The organism is Lutibacter sp. A80, from assembly GCF_022429645.1.
Classification (GTDB): Bacteria; Bacteroidota; Bacteroidia; order Flavobacteriales; family Flavobacteriaceae; genus Lutibacter.
Map to the genome: position 1 here is coordinate 45,777 of NZ_CP092480.1, position 17,649 is coordinate 63,425.

The following is a 17,649-nucleotide window of genomic DNA, read 5'->3' on the forward strand; positions in this document are numbered from 1 at the left end:
ATATATTAATTCAATTCAAAATGATTGGAGCAACAATAGGAGATATTGTCGGATGATTCTACGAGTTCAACAATTACAAAAGTAAAGAATTTAAACTATTTCAAGAGAAAAGCACATTTACAGACGATACAGTAATGACAGTTATTATTGCAGACTTTCTATGTTGTGGACACAGGAATCTTGGTCCAGCAAGATGCATTTCATATCTACATAAATGCTATAAGAAATTTCCAAAAGAATCTTACGGTGCTAAGTTTATACAATGGATAAAACAGTTTGCTAAAATATCAATAAATATAGTTGAATAGACAGTTTTAAAAATACCAAGCAATATTTAAGGCAAGTACTAATATAAATGTTTCTATCTAAAGATGAAATTATTAAAACTCTTAAAATTATTGCAAAAAGGTAAAAAAAGAGAAGTGGAACTTAAAACCAAATTAAAATAAGCCCAATGCTTTTATTAATAAATTAAAGTGTAAAATAGTACCTCCTTTAGTAGTATTCCATTTAGTTGTAATGCTTTATGGGTTATTTTATATAAAAGCTAGATAATTCAATAATAAATAGATAGCTGTAAATCTAGTAATTTTATGTAAAAGTTATTTTAATAAGTCCAAAGCAAAAAAAAATGTGAAAGTTTTAAAAAAAAACTGTAATTTAGTAGGGCAATGAAAAATTGGACCCTAGTATTTTTTATTTTTATCTTAAATTTATCGTTTGATATATCTGCTCAGGAAAACAAAAATGTTTTGCTTATCAGTTCGTATAATTCTAGATTTCCAACTTATTTTGAACAAATAAACGGTATTAAATCAATTTTAGATACAACAGATGTAAATCTTGATGTTGAGTTTATGGACAGCAAAAGATTTATTTCTCCTGAAATATATAATTTATTCTATAAATCATTAAAAAGCAAGCTAGCAAATAGTCAAAAATATGATGCCATACTTACTGCCGATGATGATGCTTTTAATTTTGTATTGCAATACCAAGATGAGTTGTTTAAAAATATACCAATAATTTTTTTTGGTGTAAATGATATTGAAAAAGCATTAAAACAAAATTCTAATCCTAATGTAACAGGTGTTGTTGAAGCTGTTTCAATGAAAGAGACGATTGAACTTATGGTAAATCTTTTTCCTGAAACAGGAAGTGTATATTGTATAAGCGATGGCACTAGTAGTGGTTTGGCCGATTTAGAACAGTATCGAGAAATATCAAAGCAGCTTCCAGAAACAGCGTTTAAAGAGGTTAACCTTTCACAACTCTCTTTCTCCGAATATAAAGTTAAAATAAAAACAATTCCTTCTAGCGCTCCAGTATTACTCCTTTCTAGTTATCGCGATAAAATGCATAAAACTACTGATTTTGACCATGTTATGAGTTTACTTCAGGAAAATCTTGATGCACCACTTTTCCATTTATGGGAACATGGAATGGGTAATGGTGTTTTTGGGGGAAAACTTATTTCGCATTTTGAGCAAGGTAAAATAGCTGCAGAAATGGTTTATAGCATACTTTTTAACAAATCTGTATCTAAAATTAAGATTGTAACCAAAAGTCCAAATATTTTAATGTTTGACTACAATCAACTAAATAAACATAATATTGAATTAAACAAGCTTCCTAATAACGCTATTATTCTTAATAAGCCTATTACTTTTTGGGAAAAACATAAACTGTTAATTGTTCCTTCTCTAATAGTTTTATTAGCATTGTTAATATTAATTTTAGTTTTATCGGGTAATATTATTAAACGAAAAAAAATAGAATACCAACTTAAAATACAAAATAAAGATATTTTAAAATTAAACAGTAATTTATTGTTGGCTAAGCAAAAAGCTGAAGAAGGTGAAGAAAAATTCAAACAGCTTTTTTACGATCATACAGCGGTTAAGTTATTAATATGTGCTGAAACCGGACAGATTTTTGATGCGAATCCGGCTGCAGCTGAATTTTATGGGTGGAGTTTACAAAAACTTTGCCAAATGAATATTGGTGATATTAATACATTGTCTTTTTCGGAAATTGAAAAGATAATACCTTTGACCAACAAAAACAGAAAAGTTCATTATGAGTTTAAACACAGAAAGGCCGATGGTACTATTGCCGATGTGGAAGTTTTTTCTAGTAGTGTTAATATTTCAGAGAAAATTTACCTGTATTCAATTGTTCATGATGTAAGTGAAAAGAAAAAACAAGAGCATAGAATCAGTTTATTGAGTCGTTCGATTGAACAAAGTCCTATTGCAATTGTAGTTAGCGATAAAAAAGGAATTATTGAATATGTGAACCCGGCTTTTACTAAAATAACGGGTTATTCGTATAATGAAGCTATTGGTAAAAATCCACGAATCCTTAAATCTAAAAAAACTTCAAAGAAAGTACATCAAGAACTTTGGAATACTATAAACTCGGGGAATACTTGGCAAGGAGAAATTCAAAATAAAAAAGCAAATGGAGATTCTTATTGGGTGAGTATGGCTATTTCACCCATTTATGAAAATAATGAATTGACAAATTTTGTAGCGGTTAGCGAAGATATTACGGAAAAAAGAAAAACTTTTGAGGATTTAGTGAAAGCCAAAGAAAAAGCACAAGAAAGCGATCAATTAAAATCAGCTTTCCTTGCCAATATGAGTCACGAAATTCGTACTCCTATGAATGGTATTTTGGGTTTTGCAGGGTTGCTTAAGGAACGAGAATTATCTGGTGAAAAACAAAAGAAATATATTGAAATTATTGAAAAAAGTGGCGATCGTATGCTTAATATTATCAATGATATTATTAATATTTCTAAGATAGAATCAGGAATAATGGATGTTCACTTTTCAGAAACAAATATTAATAATCAGTTGCAATTTGTTTACGATTCTTTAAAGCTTGAAGCTGGCCGTAAAAACCTTCAACTATCATTTACTTGTGCATTCTCGGAAAAGGATGCAGTTATTAAAACGGATAGTGAAAAGTTTTATGGCATACTTTCAAATCTTGTAAAAAATGCTATAAAATATACACTTAAAGGAACAATAGAATTTGGATATGATTATAAAGGAGGAGCAGAAATTTTATTTTATGTAAAAGATACTGGGGTAGGTATTTCAAAAGAACAAATAGACACTGTTTTTGAACGTTTTATTCAGGCTGATATTACAGATACAATGGCACACCAAGGAGCAGGACTAGGATTGGCTATTTCAAAAGCCTATGTTGAAATGCTGGGTGGTAAAATATGGGTAGAGAGTACTATATATATTGGTTCAACTTTCTTTTTTACAATTCCCTGGAATATGAATTCACAAGTAGGAATTAATAACCCTGATGAAAATTTATTTAAAAATATTGGTTAAGGTTTAATAAAATTATACTTCTACATCTTTATACAAAAATCGTTTTATACTTTGTTTTGGTGTTTTTTCAAATGCTTCTGGATGGAGAATTATTTTAGTAATACGCATATAAGCAGGTAAATTTTTGTTGGCTTGTGCTCTATATTTCTCTAAAATGCTATCCAATGCCGATTCTTCTACATTAGTAAGTTTCATATGGTCGAAATCAGGATATATTAGTGCTACAAGTTTACCTTTTTTTTCAACTACTAGCGAATCTCCAATATAAGCCCGTTTATTTAAAATTGATTCAATTTCTTCAGGGAAGATGTTTTGTCCTGATGGACCAAGAATCATATTTTTGCTTCTACCTTTAATATAAATAAAATTGTCTTTATCTATAAGGCCTAGATCACCTGTATGCAACCAACCGTCTTTGTCGATAGCTTCAGCCGTGGCTTCTGGATTTTTATAATAACCCAACATTAAATGATCACCTTTTACCAATATTTCACCAACTTCATTAATTGGATCTTCAGAATCTATTTTAACTTGCATAGCATCTACTGGCTTACCGCAACTTCCAATTCGCATTTCTTTCCAAGAAGCATAGGATATTAATGGACCACATTCAGTCATTCCATAACCAATAGTAAAAGGAAATCCTATTTTCTTAAATAGTTTTTCAATATCTTCATTAAACGCTGCACCACCAATAACAACTTCTTCAAAATTCCCTCCAAAACCATCGTTAAGTCCAGCAAGAACTTTCTTATAAATTAATTTGTTAAGCAGCGGTATTTTTAAAAGTGTACTTACAATTGGTTTTTCTATTTGAGGTTTAATTTTCTTTTTAAATATTTTTTCTATAACAAGTGGAACAGATAAAATTAGCCTTGGTTTTATTTTTTTAAATGCTTGTGTTATTATTGCTGGCGAAGGTGTTTTTGTTAAAAAAGTAATATGGCATCCAATTGAAAAAGGAAATAAAAATTCAAAAGCCATACCATAAGCGTGAGCCAAAGGCAAAAACGATACAATTGCATCTCCACTTTTTAAAGGCATATTATCTTCTGCAAATTTAATATTTGAAGCCAAACTTTTATGATTAAGCATTACTCCTTTTGAAAAACCGGTGGTTCCAGAAGTGTAATTAATAGCTGCTAATTCATCATTACTAATGTTTTCAAACTTTAAATCTTCAGGCTTCAATCCATTTGGAAATAAATTATTATAATCTTTTTCAAATGAATCATAAGCAGTTTTAATTTTATCAATACGGTAATCCGAAAGGAAATTATCATTTAATATTAATATCCCTTCTAGTGTTTTCATTTCCTCAAAATTATATTTAGAATATAAATGATTAGAAACAAAAAATAATTTAGCATCGGAATGTGTTACAATATGATGCACATCCGTTGATGTAAAATCAGGTAGTATTGGAACAACTACTGCTCCATAACTTACTATTGCCAAGAATGTTATAGCCCATTCAGCTGAATTTTTACCAATAAGAGCAATCTTATCTCCTTTTTTAATTCCAGATTTTTCGAAGAACAAATGAGTTTTCTTTATTCTTTCTCCTAACTGACCGTATGTAAATTCAACTCCCTTATAATCAGCAAGTGCAAGCAAATCCCAATTATTAACAATACTTTCATTAAAATATTCAACAAGTGTTTTTTCAATCATAGTGCAAAAATAATAATTCTTATCAATAGTGTCTTATCCTTTTAAAAATAAAAGTTACAGAGGCTAAATTACTTGTTTTATTTAGCAGTTAAGTTTTGGCAATAATGCTTAATTTTTACTAGTTTAATTATAAATATTTCTACTTATTTGTTTGATTTCTATAACGAGCTTTTTGTAAATGTAAAAAGACCACAAAAAGCTTTTGAAATAACAACTGAAAATAACGATACATTTTTAACTAAAAGAATTATTTTTGCTAGTGGAAATAATTCAAGCCTTTTACTGCAGTTTATATTGCAGGTTCAATTCTTAATAATACAATTGCAGAAGAAGAATTTTAATAAAACCAAAAGCTAGATAGATAAAGTATATAATTTTAATTGCTAGGTACAGTTTTTATTAAATAGCAATCTAACAGTTTATACTATTTGTGAATATAAAAAATAAAAAAATGAAATTTAAAGCAGCAATTTTTGATTTAGATGGTACATTAGTGAACTCACTCCAAGACCTTTCGGATTCAATGAATATTGTACTAGAGCGTAATAATTACCCTACACATAGTTATAAAGAACATCAAAGTTTTATTGGAAGTGGAATTAGAAGCCTTGTAAGTAAATCTCTTCCATTAGCACATAATGATGAAAAAGAAGTGAATCGTTGTTTTAATTCTATGCTTGAAGTATATCGCGATAATTGTACTATTAAAACAGCACCTTATGATGGGATTATAGAATTGTTAGATAATTTGGTTTCACGTAATGTTAAGCTAAGTATATTATCTAATAAAGCAGATGAGTTTACAAAGAAAATTGCAGCTACTATTTTTCCTAATTATTTTAATCCAGTTATTGGTTTAAGTGATGAAAAACTTAAAAAACCAAATCCGTTTGGGGCTCTAGAAATAAGTAAAAACCTAGGGATAAAAGCTGAAGAAATAATTTACATAGGAGATACAGGTATAGATATGCAAACTGCCAATAATGCAAATATGTTTGCAGTGGGTGTATTATGGGGATACAGAACTAAAGAAGAATTAATTTCAAATGGGGCAAAATATGTATTAAATAATCCTTTAGATTTACTTAATATTTTGTAGAATTATCTAAACATAACTTTATTCATTTAACTAATAAAAACATCATATGTCGGGAGAAACAAATTTGCATACATTAATTAAAAATATGACACCAAAACTGAATGATGGAGACTATGTGTTTTCTACTATAAAAGATAGTAACCTTATTGATAGAAAAGATACTATTTGTGAATTTAAAGAAAATGAAGGAACTACTATTGTTATTGAAAAGAAAAAAGCTGATGCCTTAAATTTAAAATATCAATATATTGCTTCTTGGATTACACTTATGATTCATTCATCTTTAGATGCTGTAGGTTTAACAGCTTTATTTTCAGCGGAACTAGCAAAAAATAATATTAGCTGTAATGTAATTGCAGGCTATTATCACGATCATATTTTTGTAAATAAAAACGATGCTGAAAAAGCAATTAGTGTATTAAAAGAATTGTCAGAAAAATAAAATCAACTACTTAAAGCAAAATACGTTTTAAAAAAAAATACTGTTGTTGGTAAAATAATAAGCAGCATTTTACATTTCCTTATCTTTTCAACTATCAATTAGAGTCAATCTGCTATTATTCAAGGGTTTAGTATGTTTGTAATTGTAGGCATAATTTTTGATGTTTAAAATGAGTAATTTTTTTAATAAAAAAACGACCAATAATAGTATTAGCAATTTAATATTTAGTTAAAATAATTTTAAAGGAAAAATATGAAAATCAATAATATTTTAGAAAGTATAGGTAGCACACCAGTGGTGAGATTAAGTAAATTATTTCCGAATGCAAATGTTTGGATGAAATTAGAAAAATCAAATCCAGGAGGAAGTATAAAAGATAGAATTGCATTAGCAATGATTGAAGATGCAGAGAAAAGAAATATTTTAACTAAAGATACGGAGATTATAGAACCTACATCTGGAAATACCGGAGTTGGTTTAGCAATGGTTGCAGCTATTAAAAACTATAAGTTAACATTAGTTATGCCAGAATCAATGTCAGTTGAAAGAAGAGCGTTAATGGCAGCTTACGGAGCTAACTTGGTGTTAACTCCAAAGGAATTAGGTTTAGGAGGTACTATTGCAAAGGCAAAAGAAATGGTTGAAAATAATAAAAATGCGTGGATGCCTTCACAGTTTACCAATCAAGCTAATCCAGAAATTCATCGTACTACTACAGCTTTAGAAATTGCAGCAGATTTTCCTGAAGGTATAGATTATTTAATTACTGGAGTTGGTACTGGTGGACATATAACTGGAATTTCTGAAGTTTTAAAAAATAAATTCTCTAATTTAAAGGTATTTGCAGTAGAGCCAAATGATTCAGCAATTATTTCTGGAGATAAACCAGGACCACATCCTTTACAAGGTATTGGACCAGGATTTATACCTGAAGTATTTAATACGAATTCTATAGATGGTGCTATAAGAATAACAAAAGAAGAAGCATTTTTAGAGGTTCAAAATATTGCAAAAAAAGAAGGTATTTTGGTAGGTATTTCAACTGGAGCATCTTTAGCTGCAGTTAGAAAGCAATTAAAAACTATTAATGCAGATGAAACAGTACTAACTATTAACTATGATACTGGTGAACGTTACCTTTCTATTGAAGGACTTTTTACCAAATAAAATTAAACTATAAAATTGCGGATATCAATCCGCAATTTTTTTCTTTTATATTTATTGAGTATTCGTTTTTTGAAAACGGTTTCATTTAAAATCTTTTATTTGAAATAGAATAAATTAAAAAAAAATAATAATTTAAATAAACAAAAAAACTAAATTTGCTGTCTAAAAATATATTTATAAATCCTGTTAGTATAGCATAAGAATTATAAAAGTGAAAGAACAACGGTTACATCAAATGTTAAAGATATTATTGCTCATTTCAATTTATTGTTTTGGCATATTTGTACCTGTAAATATTGTACCTCTTTCTAAAGAGCAAGGGATAGAGAAAAGTAATGAGCAACAAGGTTATTTTTCAAATATATCTAAAGTACCTTATGTTCATACACAAGAATCAGAAAGATTGCTTTCTGAAAGTACAGACTACATTTCGTTAAATTTTAATTTACTTTATAAAGGTGTTTGTATAACTTTATTTTCAAGTGAATTATTATTAAAGAATAAATATAAACAATATCGAGCCTATTTCAGAAATTTACTTATTAGAAATAGGAAATCCGATTTAATTTTCCCATTCCATAATTTTTGGTAATATTTTTAATTTAAAATTATCTTTTTAGATAATAGAAATTAAACTTTTAAATGCGTTGTGACTTTTCACTTCGCACAAATATTATTGTATTAAATAAAAAATTATAAAAATGGATTTTGGAACAGTCTTAATCGGTTCAGTATGCATAGCTTTATGTGCAATGCCTTTTGTATTAACAACTAGAGGTAGAAAAAAAAGAGAGAAAGAATTAATAATGTCACTTAAAAATTTAGCTAAAAATGAAAATAGTGAGATAACCCAATTTGAAACTTGTGGAAACTATGCTATAGGTGTAGATGAAATTAATAAAATTGTTTTTTTTCAATTAAAAGGTAAAGAAACATCCAAATATGAAATTGTAAAACTAGCCTCAATTAAAAAGTGTAGAATTGCAAACATTAGCAGTACAGTTAAAGGGGGTGATAAGATTATAGAAAAATTAAATTTACATTTAACTCCTATAACTAAAAGTAAAGAAGATACCATTTTAGAGTTCTATAATGCAGATTTAAGTTTTCAACTTAGTGGTGAATTACAATCAATAAATAAATGGAATTCTTTAATAAATAAGATATTAGTTGATAAAAACTAATATCTTATTTTAATGTATAAAAAACACCTAATTATTACAAATTAGGTGTTTTTTATATAAATTACTTTTTTATTCCTTAATAAATTTAGTGCTATATGTGTTTTCTGTTGTTTTAAAGGTAAAGATATATAGTCCTGTTTTTAAATTAGAAACATCAATATTTAAGTTATTTATCCCATTATTTAAAGACACATTTTTTACAGATGCAATTTGCCCAATTTGGTTATAGATAATAATTTGCCCTTTTTGATTTGAATTGACTGTAATTGTATTTATAATTGAATTTTTTACAGGATTTGGGTAAATAGTAATAGTTTCTGGTAAGTTTATGGTTTTAGAAAATGTACTTTCACATTCAATACTTGTTTTTACTTGTACAAGGTCACCATTTTTTATGTCTAAAGAAAAGTTAGGATTAGATGTTTTAAATGTATCTTGTCCATTAACTGAGATTGTATAAGGTGCAGTTCCTTTGGCAATATCAATAAACAATTTTTTTGATTGTAAACTAGTTTTTGCACTTATAGTAGTTCCTTCATTAATATTTATTGAAAAACATTGTTCGTAATTTTCAGCTTCAATTGATATGCAAAAATCATAGGTTCCTGGTGCTAAATTTTCAATGGTTTTATTAGTTGTAAAATTATAATTACTTCCTTTTATTGTAGTGCTATAATTTTGTGTTTCTTGAGCGGTAATTATAAGTTGTCCATTATTTTTATTAGGACAAGTTTCTCCAACAGTTTCAATTTTAAAATTATTAGTTGGAAGTGTAAAGCAACCATTAGAGTTTACATTTGTTCCAGAAGTTGTGTTTGGACATAAATCGTTATCATTAAAAACACCATCGTTATCATCGTCTAATTGGCTATTGGAACAACCATTAGCATCTACTTCTTCGTCAATTGGAGTATTTGGACATAAATCAATATCATTATTAATTCCATCATTATCGTCATCTAATTGGTTATCAATTGTTGCCTCAAATTTCCATTCAACGTAATTAGTATCGTTTTTAACAATTACACTTAAATTAGAAGCTTCATCTTTTAATCTAACATTATGAACATTTTGAAAGGGGAAATAGGCAATAGTGTTTGAATCTATTTCATAAATTAAAGCTCTATTTGGGGTAAAGTTAGTTGCGTATCGTTTAGAAGAAGAAATTCTTAATTGATCTAAATCTGCTTTTATAAAATTAGAATAACCAACTACATATTTTTCGCCAATATTTAATGCATTGTTAGAACTTGTAAGGTTAAAATTGGTTCCTGTATCTTCATTTTGAAGTATTCCATTTACATATAATTTTGTTTGGTTTTGCGCGTGTGTAACCGCAATATGCGTCCATTCATTTATTGTTAAATCTTCATTAGAAATTAAACTGGTATTTGTTGTGTATGAACTAAATTTAATAGCATAATTTGATGCAGTAATATTTGTAATTTCTAAACTAAATACATCTTGTTGGTCTAAAATTATATTTCCATTTGTGTTAGAGTCTTTTAAACGTATCCAAGTTTCAAACGTATAATCTTCAGTAAAATCTAGATCGTTATCTGGAGTTTGACGTGCATAAGCATATTGTTCACCTCCAAAATATGCATATCCATTGTATGTGTTTATTGCGTGTACTTCAACTTCAGACCAAGAGTTTTCATAATACGAACCATTAATTTTTGCTTTTACTCTAAATTGATAAACTTGACCTGTTGGATTTGTAATTGTGTAATTTTTTGAAGTAATTCCAGTGGAAACTTCTTCCCAGTCACCTTCATCTATTTTTTGTTCAAGTGTAAATTCATCACAAGTAATTTTATCACTTACTTCCCAATTTATAGTAAAACTATTGTTGGTTCCCGTACTTTCTATAGTGGTAATTTGAGGGTTTGGTAAAATGTCAAAAGCAGCTCCTGTAATTGTATTATAACCTGGAGAAGTACTTGTCCAACCCTGTATATTATACCAACCATTTATGTTATTATCGTTATGCCATCCCCAATTTAAATGGTAATAAGGTACGCCGTCAACTTCTTTATAGCCATCAGCTATAAAAACATGCCCATCTCCTGTTCTACTTGCACTAACAGCAATTGGCACTGGAATACCCGCTAAGATATTTTCATTTAAACGTTGCCAAAAGAATTCCCACGTAATATCTTGATAATTGCTGGTGTATCTAAAGTGGTTTTGGTAAACAAAAGGAGTTTTGTTAATGTTTGATGTAGAACCACTAGGCTCATAATCCATTTGTAAGGCTACACCTGTATGATACATAAGCTCTCCAATAGCTTTTTGTTGAGTTTTTGTAGAAGCTTTGTTCATATACTCGTCTAACATATTATCCCAGTCATAGGTAACATTATCAAAAAAAGCTTGGTGACGAATTAATGTGCCATTATAATTATCGTTATAAACATTACTACCAACACCTTTAATAGGCCATTTGTAATAGTATAAAATTTGTGACATTGAGATTGCAACACAGCCAGGAGATGCGTGACTAGGAGTGTAGTAATTAGAAGGATATATGGTATTTCCTTCGTTGTCTTTGCAATTAACACTGCCCCAAACATCGGTTAAAATAGGGGATACGGTATTGCTTGTTTTAGAGTTAGTATTTTGAATATCAGGTTTATTTCCTTGAGAAAAGATAGTATTACTAAGTGTAAAAAGATATATGAATATTGTTTTTAGAAATATTTTTTTCATAATAGGTAAATTTATTTTTTGAGTTAGTTACTGTAAATAAAACAGTAACTAACTCTCTATTTTACTATAACTATTAATCCAAATAATATTTTGTAATCTAATTAATTTGATGGTATGGTGTAATCTTCACTTGTCCAAAATACGGTATTTACTACTTGTATGTAGTAACCGTAAACACCTTTAATTTCTACTTTATCAAAAGAATTAACAGGATCAAAAGGAGTTAAATTTTCATCTAAATCCATTTGTAATAATGTATTGCTATCCACAACAAATCTTTCAAATTGATCAGGGGTAAAAGAGCTTGGGTATCTATCAACATAAGAAACTCTAATATTGTCAAAAGAACCTTTGTAGAAATTCATATTTCCACTTCTATACATATAATTAAAATCTAACCAAGTATCGTTTACAGGTTGTATCCATAAATCATCTTCACTAGAGTCTATTAAAACACCGTTAATATAGAATTTTGCAGTATTGTCGCTAGAAGATCTAGAGATTGCAACGTGTGCCCATTCGTTAAATTTTAAATTGATGTTAGATTCATCAGATTGCATAGTACCAACTGCTATATTATCTGAGTCTAAACGGTTATATTTTATTGCAAAGTCTGCATTTGCATCATCGATTAAATACAATTCAAAATTTCTTCCACGTTCCATAATACAAGCCCCATTTGCATCTTTACCAGAAACCGCATTTCTATCACCAATTAAAGCATCAGAATCAACTTTAATCCAAGTTTCGTAAGTCCAATCTTCACCAGACATAGAGCTTAAATCATTAGTATTTCCTCCACTAAAAGCATAAAATCTGTCATCTGAAGTATTAGATCCCGAAAAAGTAGGATATGTTAAATTAACACCTTCAACAAATACAGTATCAATTTGAATTATGTTTCCAGGGTAAACAGGTAGTGGATCACTTTCGCATGAAGTAATTGTTAGACTTCCAATAAGCAATAAAAAGAATATAGGTTTTAATAATTTCATGTTGTTTTATTTTTAAAGTTTTGTAATTGTTAGTTTTGAGGGTTGTACCATCCGTTAATTGAAACATCTTCATTTGGAACACCAAATTGTGGATCAAGTCCTCCAAAAGTGTAAAATGGTTCTACTAGTACTTCTAGTTGCTGTGCAGGTATTGGGAAATGCAATAATGAGCCATCTTGTAATTGACCACTTCTACGCATATCAAAATATTCGATACCCATACCTGTAAGTGGTAATTCTATTGTTCTTTCATAGGTGATTGCTTTTTTAACATCATCTATACTTGCACTTGTAGATAGAGGAGGTAAGCCACCTCTTGTTGTTCTTGTACCAGCATTAATTATATTTATGGCTTCTGGTATTCTGTTAAGTTGTACTAATGCTTCAGCTTTAAACATATCTATTTCTGCTTTACGCATCATTATAACTGGAGCAAAGAAATTTAAATTTATCCAATCATCTAAACGAGAATATCTATATGTAGACCATCTCCACAAACCTCTTTCTGGTCTATTATTAGAAGCATCGTATTGAAAATCTGTTAAAACTCTTTGATCGTTAGAAATAATTTTACCTTCATGTGGTAATGCGCTTATACCTTCTTCTGGCCAATTTGCTGGTATTGTTTCATCTAGCATATTCACTATTCGCATATCTACTTTACCCCAGGTTGGTCTAGCTAAGTAATATTTATACCAAGACATCCATTTTCTATCAGAAGCATTTCCATCACCTTCTACATTAAAATCACTGGTAATACCTTTTTCTGAATGTTCTAAAACTTTAGCCCAATCAATAGCATTATTTTGTTCAATATTTCTAGCGGAATAAACCATTAATCGAGCAATAAATGAATGTGCTAATTTTGACATTTCAAGGTTAGAAAATGTATTTCCATTTATCCATTCAATAGGTAAAGTGAATTGATTGTTATCAAATACTTCTATTGCTTTTTCTAATTGACTTATTGCTATTTCTATTGATTCTTGGTAAGTTGTTGCGCCTAAAGTAGCATAATCGGTATTTTCATCTGAAGGATATGCTTTATCATATACCAAACCTATGTAGCCATTACCTAAGCCTTGCATAAAATAGCCCATTCCTTTAACCATCATAGTTTCGCTACCTTGATCGCCAATTTCAACACCATTGTCAATAGCTACCAGTACATCATTTGCAGTTGTTATAACAGCATACATTTGTTGCCAATAATTACGAATAATAGAATGGTATGCATACGATGGCGAATTATCTATAAAAATTCTAGGTTCTTCGCTCATATCTAATGTAGCATAATTAGCAAAGGTAACTGTACCCCAATCTGCCATTACCCACATTGCAGGTCCAGGTGAACCAAAATTGTGTTGTTCTTGTATAAACCAAGTGTTAAATAATCCAGAAGCTAAACTTTTTACACCATCGGAAGTTGATAATACAATATCTCTATCAGGATTGTTATAATTTTCTACATCTAAATCGCTACAATTTATATATGTAATACTTAAAATAATTAATAAAATATATTTATATGCTTTTTTTATCATAATTATTAAAATTTAAATTCTACTGAAAATGAATAATTTCTAAAATTAGGGTATCCAAAGTCGTCAAAAAGAAAACCATCGGAACCTGTTTGAGGATCATAACCAGAATAATCTGTAATTGTGACTAAGTTTCGGCCTATAACACCAATTTTAATTTGCTCTATATATTTAGTTGGAAAACCTTTTATTTTCTTATCAAGTGTATAATAAATAGAAGCTTCATTTAATTTAATGTATGATGCATCTTCTACCCAAAAACCGTTTATTGCATCAGCATCGTATAAGGCTTGGTAGTAATCTACTGTTTTTTTATTTTCAGGTTTAACATGTATTTGATCTATAATACCTAGACGGTTATCACGAACTAAATATTGAGAAGTGTGGTTGTATAAATCTCCTCCTTGTTTCCATTGCCATAACATATAAGCTGAGAAGCCTTTGTAGTTAAGAGTTGTATTTAGTCCTAGTCTAAAATCAGGATTAATATCTCCAATTTTTTGAATAGCTTCTGCACCATTTTCGTCTAAGATTACAAAAGGTGTTTCGTTTACAGTACCAATATCACTAGTTTTAACAACTACACCGTCTCTATTTACTGAATAATCGCTAATAGCAGCGCCATCAGGTAATTGTTGTTGCATTTGTTCTAAGGTATTTACAAAATTTACACCATACATAGTTCCAAAAGTTTCACCTTCTTTAATTCTAAATGTATTTCTTGGACCTGTTGTATATTCAGGAATGTTTAGTTTTGTAATTTTTTGATTTGTTTTGTCGAATGTTAATGCAGCACTCCAATTTAAATCGTTTTTTGAAATTAGTTTAGCATTTAACATTGCTTCAAAAGTGTTGCTTTCTAACTCACCAGCATTTACATTTTGATATTTAAAACCTCCAGAGTGTGAAGCTAAAGGAGCTAGTAAATATTGGTCGGTAACTTTTGTTTTAGAATATGTAGCTTCAAGTCTAAACCTATTTAAAAATGAAGATTCTAAACCAACTTCTAATTCAGCAGAACGAGAAGGTTTTAAGTTTTTATTACCAATAGTGTTTTTAGAAGTTACTCCATCAATTAAACTAAACGTTTCATCTTTATCTCCAAAGCTTGGTCTTAATCCAGAAGTACCATAAGCAGCCCTTAATTTTAATTCTTGAACTCCGGTAATTTCAACATCTTTAGTTAAACGGTATGCTCCAGATAAACGAAAATAATTTTGCCATCTTTCGTTTTCACCAAAAAGAGATGAACCATCAACTCTAAATAAACCATCTAAAATATATCTGTCTTTATATACAAAAGATCCAATTGCAAAATAGTTGGTTGCTCTAATATCTGTAGTATAGTCGCTAGCATCAATATTTGCAGGGTCAAAATTGTTAAATGTTGGAAAGTCACTTAATATAAAAGAAGTACCATTTGTGGTTGTACTTTCAAAGTGATTATCTTCACTTAAATAACTTAATTTTCCATTAAAATCTAGTTCTCCCCAAGTTTTTTTGAAATCTACAGTAGCTCTAAAAGTTTGATTAAAAGCTTTGTAATTTTTTTTACTTAATGCACCACCTGTATAAGATAATAAAAATGGATTACTTGAATTTAAAATTAAAGGATCTGCATTTGGGTCTAAATAATTTGGAAGTACGGCATCAATAGTGTTTTGAGGAGATAATATTTTGTTATTAAAATGCTCTAATTCAAAAGCGTAAGATGCATTAAAGCTAACAACATCGTTTAGTTTCCAATTAATATCAGATGAACTTAACAATCTTGATTTTTCAGCAGTACTTTCTTTTTTCCATAAATCGTATAGAGGATTTGCAAACTGTGTATTCCATTGATTTGGATAAAAATTATACTCTTGACCGTCTATGTTTTTTTGAAATAAATTCACATCAGGTTCTGTAGATAACACTTCAAAAAAGGCAGCGGTACCACCACCCATATAATCGTTATCTGTACGGATATAATTATTACTTACAGAGATTTTTAATTTTTCAGAAATAGAATGGTCGGCGTTAAATCTTAAACTTTGTCTGTTATAACCACCGGTTTCTACAACTACACCTTGACTCTCATTGTTTTCAAAAGATAAAAATAAGTTAGTGTCGTCTAATTTATAACCTAAACCAATATAGTTTGTTATATATTGACCATCATTAAACATTTCTTCTTGTAAATCATTATTTACTCTATAAGGTAAATCTTGGTAATGATCTTCTTTTTCTACTCTATTACCATTAATTCTAGGATCCCATCCAGCAACGTAATCACTTGGATAGTTAACAAATTGGTATTTTGTATATGTATCAGTGTCTAACCAAGTTGGATCTAGAAGGTAGTGATGCGATGTAGATAAATCTAAAAGGTTTGCTACTTGTTGAAAACCAAATTCATTTCTAACTGTTATTGATGTTTTTCCATTACTAGCTTCTTTACCTCTTTTAGAAGTTACAACTATAACACCATTGGCAGCTTTTGAACCATATAATGAAGCTGCAGCAGCACCTTTTACTACTTCTATAGATTCTACATCATCAATATTTATATCAGCTAAAGATCCGCCCATTATAACACCGTCAATTAAAATCATTGGGTTGTTACCACCTCTAATAGAAGTTGAACCTCTTAAAACAATATCAGAACTTGCTCCTGGAGAACCACTAAACGAAGTAACTGTAACACCTGCAATTTTACCTTGTAATGAAGAAGAAACTGAAGATTGAGGCGCTTTTTCTAAAGCATCAGATTTAATTTTAGCAACGGAAACGGATAATTTTTTTCTTGAAGTTCCTGATGCTACACCTGCAATTATTACTTCATTAAGTAGGTTTGAGTCAGTTTTTAAATTAATAACTATAGAAGTTCTATTATTAATAGGTACAATCTCTTCTTGAAATCCTAAGTAAGAAAATATAAGTACATCATTAGGTAGTGCATTTATTATAAACTTTCCATCAAAATCTGTAGATGTACCTAAATTTGTATTTTTTATAATAATGTTTACTCCAGGTAATGGGTTTCCATTATCATCATTTACAATACCATTAATTCTAATTTTCTCTTGGATGTTGGTTTTTGTGGTCTTTGATCTTATAATTATATCACTATCTTTAATAGCGTATTCTAAGTCTAAATTTTTAAAAGCTATATCAAGTGTTTCTGTTACTGGTGCATTTTTAACATTTAAAAGAACTTTAGAATTTAAGCTAGCGATATTGCTGTTAAAAAAGAAATCGTAATCTGTTTTACTAGAAATTAGGTCAAAAAGTTCTTGAATAGTTAACTCTTTATTTATAGTTAATAAGGGAGCTTGCTCTTTATCTGTTTTTACTGTTGTACCAGCAAAGGCAAAAGAAGATGCAAAGAAAATGCTTATAAAAATAGTAAATATTTTTAAGTTGAGTTTTTTGAAAAATCTTATTGTAATATGTTTACTCATATTTTTTTTGTTTTTAAATGATTAGTTGTGATAATT

11 protein-coding genes are annotated in these 17,649 nt (G+C 29.0%); 6 read left to right on the top strand and 5 right to left on the bottom strand.

The features are described 5' to 3' along the window. Positions 1–671 precede the first annotated feature (671 nt). Positions 672–3,356 (top strand): ABC transporter substrate binding protein, encoded by a 2,685-nt coding sequence (locus tag MHL31_RS00210; RefSeq protein WP_240227077.1) that lies wholly within the window; start codon positions 672–674, stop codon positions 3,354–3,356. A gap of 12 nt (positions 3,357–3,368) precedes the next feature. Here the strand turns inward: MHL31_RS00210 and MHL31_RS00215 are convergent, their stop codons facing one another. Next, positions 3,369–5,030: an AMP-binding protein gene (locus MHL31_RS00215; RefSeq protein ID WP_240227078.1), complete on the bottom strand. Its 1,662-nt coding sequence runs from the start codon at positions 5,028–5,030 to the stop codon at positions 3,369–3,371. 451 nt (positions 5,031–5,481) lie between these two features. On the opposite strand from MHL31_RS00215, the gene MHL31_RS00220 reads away from it, so the two are divergent. The 5 genes from MHL31_RS00220 to MHL31_RS00240 all read left to right on the top strand — a co-directional run bounded on the left by MHL31_RS00220 (position 5,482) and on the right by MHL31_RS00240 (position 8,922). Beyond that, a complete protein-coding gene (locus tag MHL31_RS00220; RefSeq protein WP_240227079.1) occupies positions 5,482–6,129 on the top strand; it encodes an HAD family hydrolase in 648 nt (215 codons plus the stop codon). A 46-nt stretch (positions 6,130–6,175) separates the two neighbouring features. Next, positions 6,176–6,571, top strand: coding sequence for an ACT domain-containing protein (locus tag MHL31_RS00225; protein ID WP_240227080.1), 396 nt, complete (start codon positions 6,176–6,178; stop codon positions 6,569–6,571). A 252-nt stretch (positions 6,572–6,823) separates the two neighbouring features. Further along, positions 6,824–7,738 carry a cysteine synthase A gene (gene cysK, locus MHL31_RS00230; RefSeq protein ID WP_240227081.1) on the top strand — a complete coding sequence of 305 codons (915 nt, stop codon included), beginning with the start codon at positions 6,824–6,826 and terminating at the stop codon, positions 7,736–7,738. A 211-nt stretch (positions 7,739–7,949) separates the two neighbouring features. Beyond that, entirely contained in the window at positions 7,950–8,330 is a 381-nt protein-coding gene (locus tag MHL31_RS00235; protein WP_240227082.1) for a hypothetical protein, read from the top strand. 109 nt (positions 8,331–8,439) lie between these two features. Beyond that, positions 8,440–8,922: a hypothetical protein gene (locus MHL31_RS00240; RefSeq protein WP_240227083.1), complete on the top strand. Its 483-nt coding sequence runs from the start codon at positions 8,440–8,442 to the stop codon at positions 8,920–8,922. A 69-nt stretch (positions 8,923–8,991) separates the two neighbouring features. Here the strand turns inward: MHL31_RS00240 and MHL31_RS00245 are convergent, their stop codons facing one another. The 4 genes from MHL31_RS00245 to MHL31_RS00260 all read right to left on the bottom strand — a co-directional run bounded on the left by MHL31_RS00245 (position 8,992) and on the right by MHL31_RS00260 (position 17,613). Continuing rightward, entirely contained in the window at positions 8,992–11,634 is a 2,643-nt protein-coding gene (locus tag MHL31_RS00245) for a C10 family peptidase (RefSeq protein ID WP_240227084.1), read from the bottom strand. Between the two features lie 101 nt (positions 11,635–11,735). After that, positions 11,736–12,629 carry a LamG domain-containing protein gene (locus MHL31_RS00250; RefSeq protein ID WP_240227085.1) on the bottom strand — a complete coding sequence of 298 codons (894 nt, stop codon included), beginning with the start codon at positions 12,627–12,629 and terminating at the stop codon, positions 11,736–11,738. Between the two features lie 29 nt (positions 12,630–12,658). Continuing rightward, positions 12,659–14,173, bottom strand: coding sequence for a RagB/SusD family nutrient uptake outer membrane protein (locus MHL31_RS00255; protein ID WP_240227086.1), 1,515 nt, complete (start codon positions 14,171–14,173; stop codon positions 12,659–12,661). Between the two features lie 5 nt (positions 14,174–14,178). After that, positions 14,179–17,613 (bottom strand): SusC/RagA family TonB-linked outer membrane protein, encoded by a 3,435-nt coding sequence (locus MHL31_RS00260; RefSeq protein ID WP_240227087.1) that lies wholly within the window; start codon positions 17,611–17,613, stop codon positions 14,179–14,181. Positions 17,614–17,649: the final 36 nt, after the last annotated feature.

What these genes read in the sequence shown, in the direction of transcription:
- MHL31_RS00260 (WP_240227087.1), bottom strand. Translation starts at nt 17,613, where the DNA reads ATGAGTAAACATATTACAATAAGATTTTTCAAAAAACTCAACTTAAAA.
- MHL31_RS00245 (WP_240227084.1), bottom strand. Translation starts at nt 11,634, where the DNA reads ATGAAAAAAATATTTCTAAAAACAATATTCATATATCTTTTTACACTT.
- MHL31_RS00250 (WP_240227085.1), bottom strand. Translation starts at nt 12,629, where the DNA reads ATGAAATTATTAAAACCTATATTCTTTTTATTGCTTATTGGAAGTCTA.
- cysK (WP_240227081.1), top strand. Translation starts at nt 6,824, where the DNA reads ATGAAAATCAATAATATTTTAGAAAGTATAGGTAGCACACCAGTGGTG.
- MHL31_RS00255 (WP_240227086.1), bottom strand. Translation starts at nt 14,173, where the DNA reads ATGATAAAAAAAGCATATAAATATATTTTATTAATTATTTTAAGTATT.
- MHL31_RS00240 (WP_240227083.1), top strand. Translation starts at nt 8,440, where the DNA reads ATGGATTTTGGAACAGTCTTAATCGGTTCAGTATGCATAGCTTTATGT.
- MHL31_RS00210 (WP_240227077.1), top strand. Translation starts at nt 672, where the DNA reads ATGAAAAATTGGACCCTAGTATTTTTTATTTTTATCTTAAATTTATCG.
- MHL31_RS00220 (WP_240227079.1), top strand. Translation starts at nt 5,482, where the DNA reads ATGAAATTTAAAGCAGCAATTTTTGATTTAGATGGTACATTAGTGAAC.
- MHL31_RS00215 (WP_240227078.1), bottom strand. Translation starts at nt 5,030, where the DNA reads ATGATTGAAAAAACACTTGTTGAATATTTTAATGAAAGTATTGTTAAT.
- MHL31_RS00225 (WP_240227080.1), top strand. Translation starts at nt 6,176, where the DNA reads ATGTCGGGAGAAACAAATTTGCATACATTAATTAAAAATATGACACCA.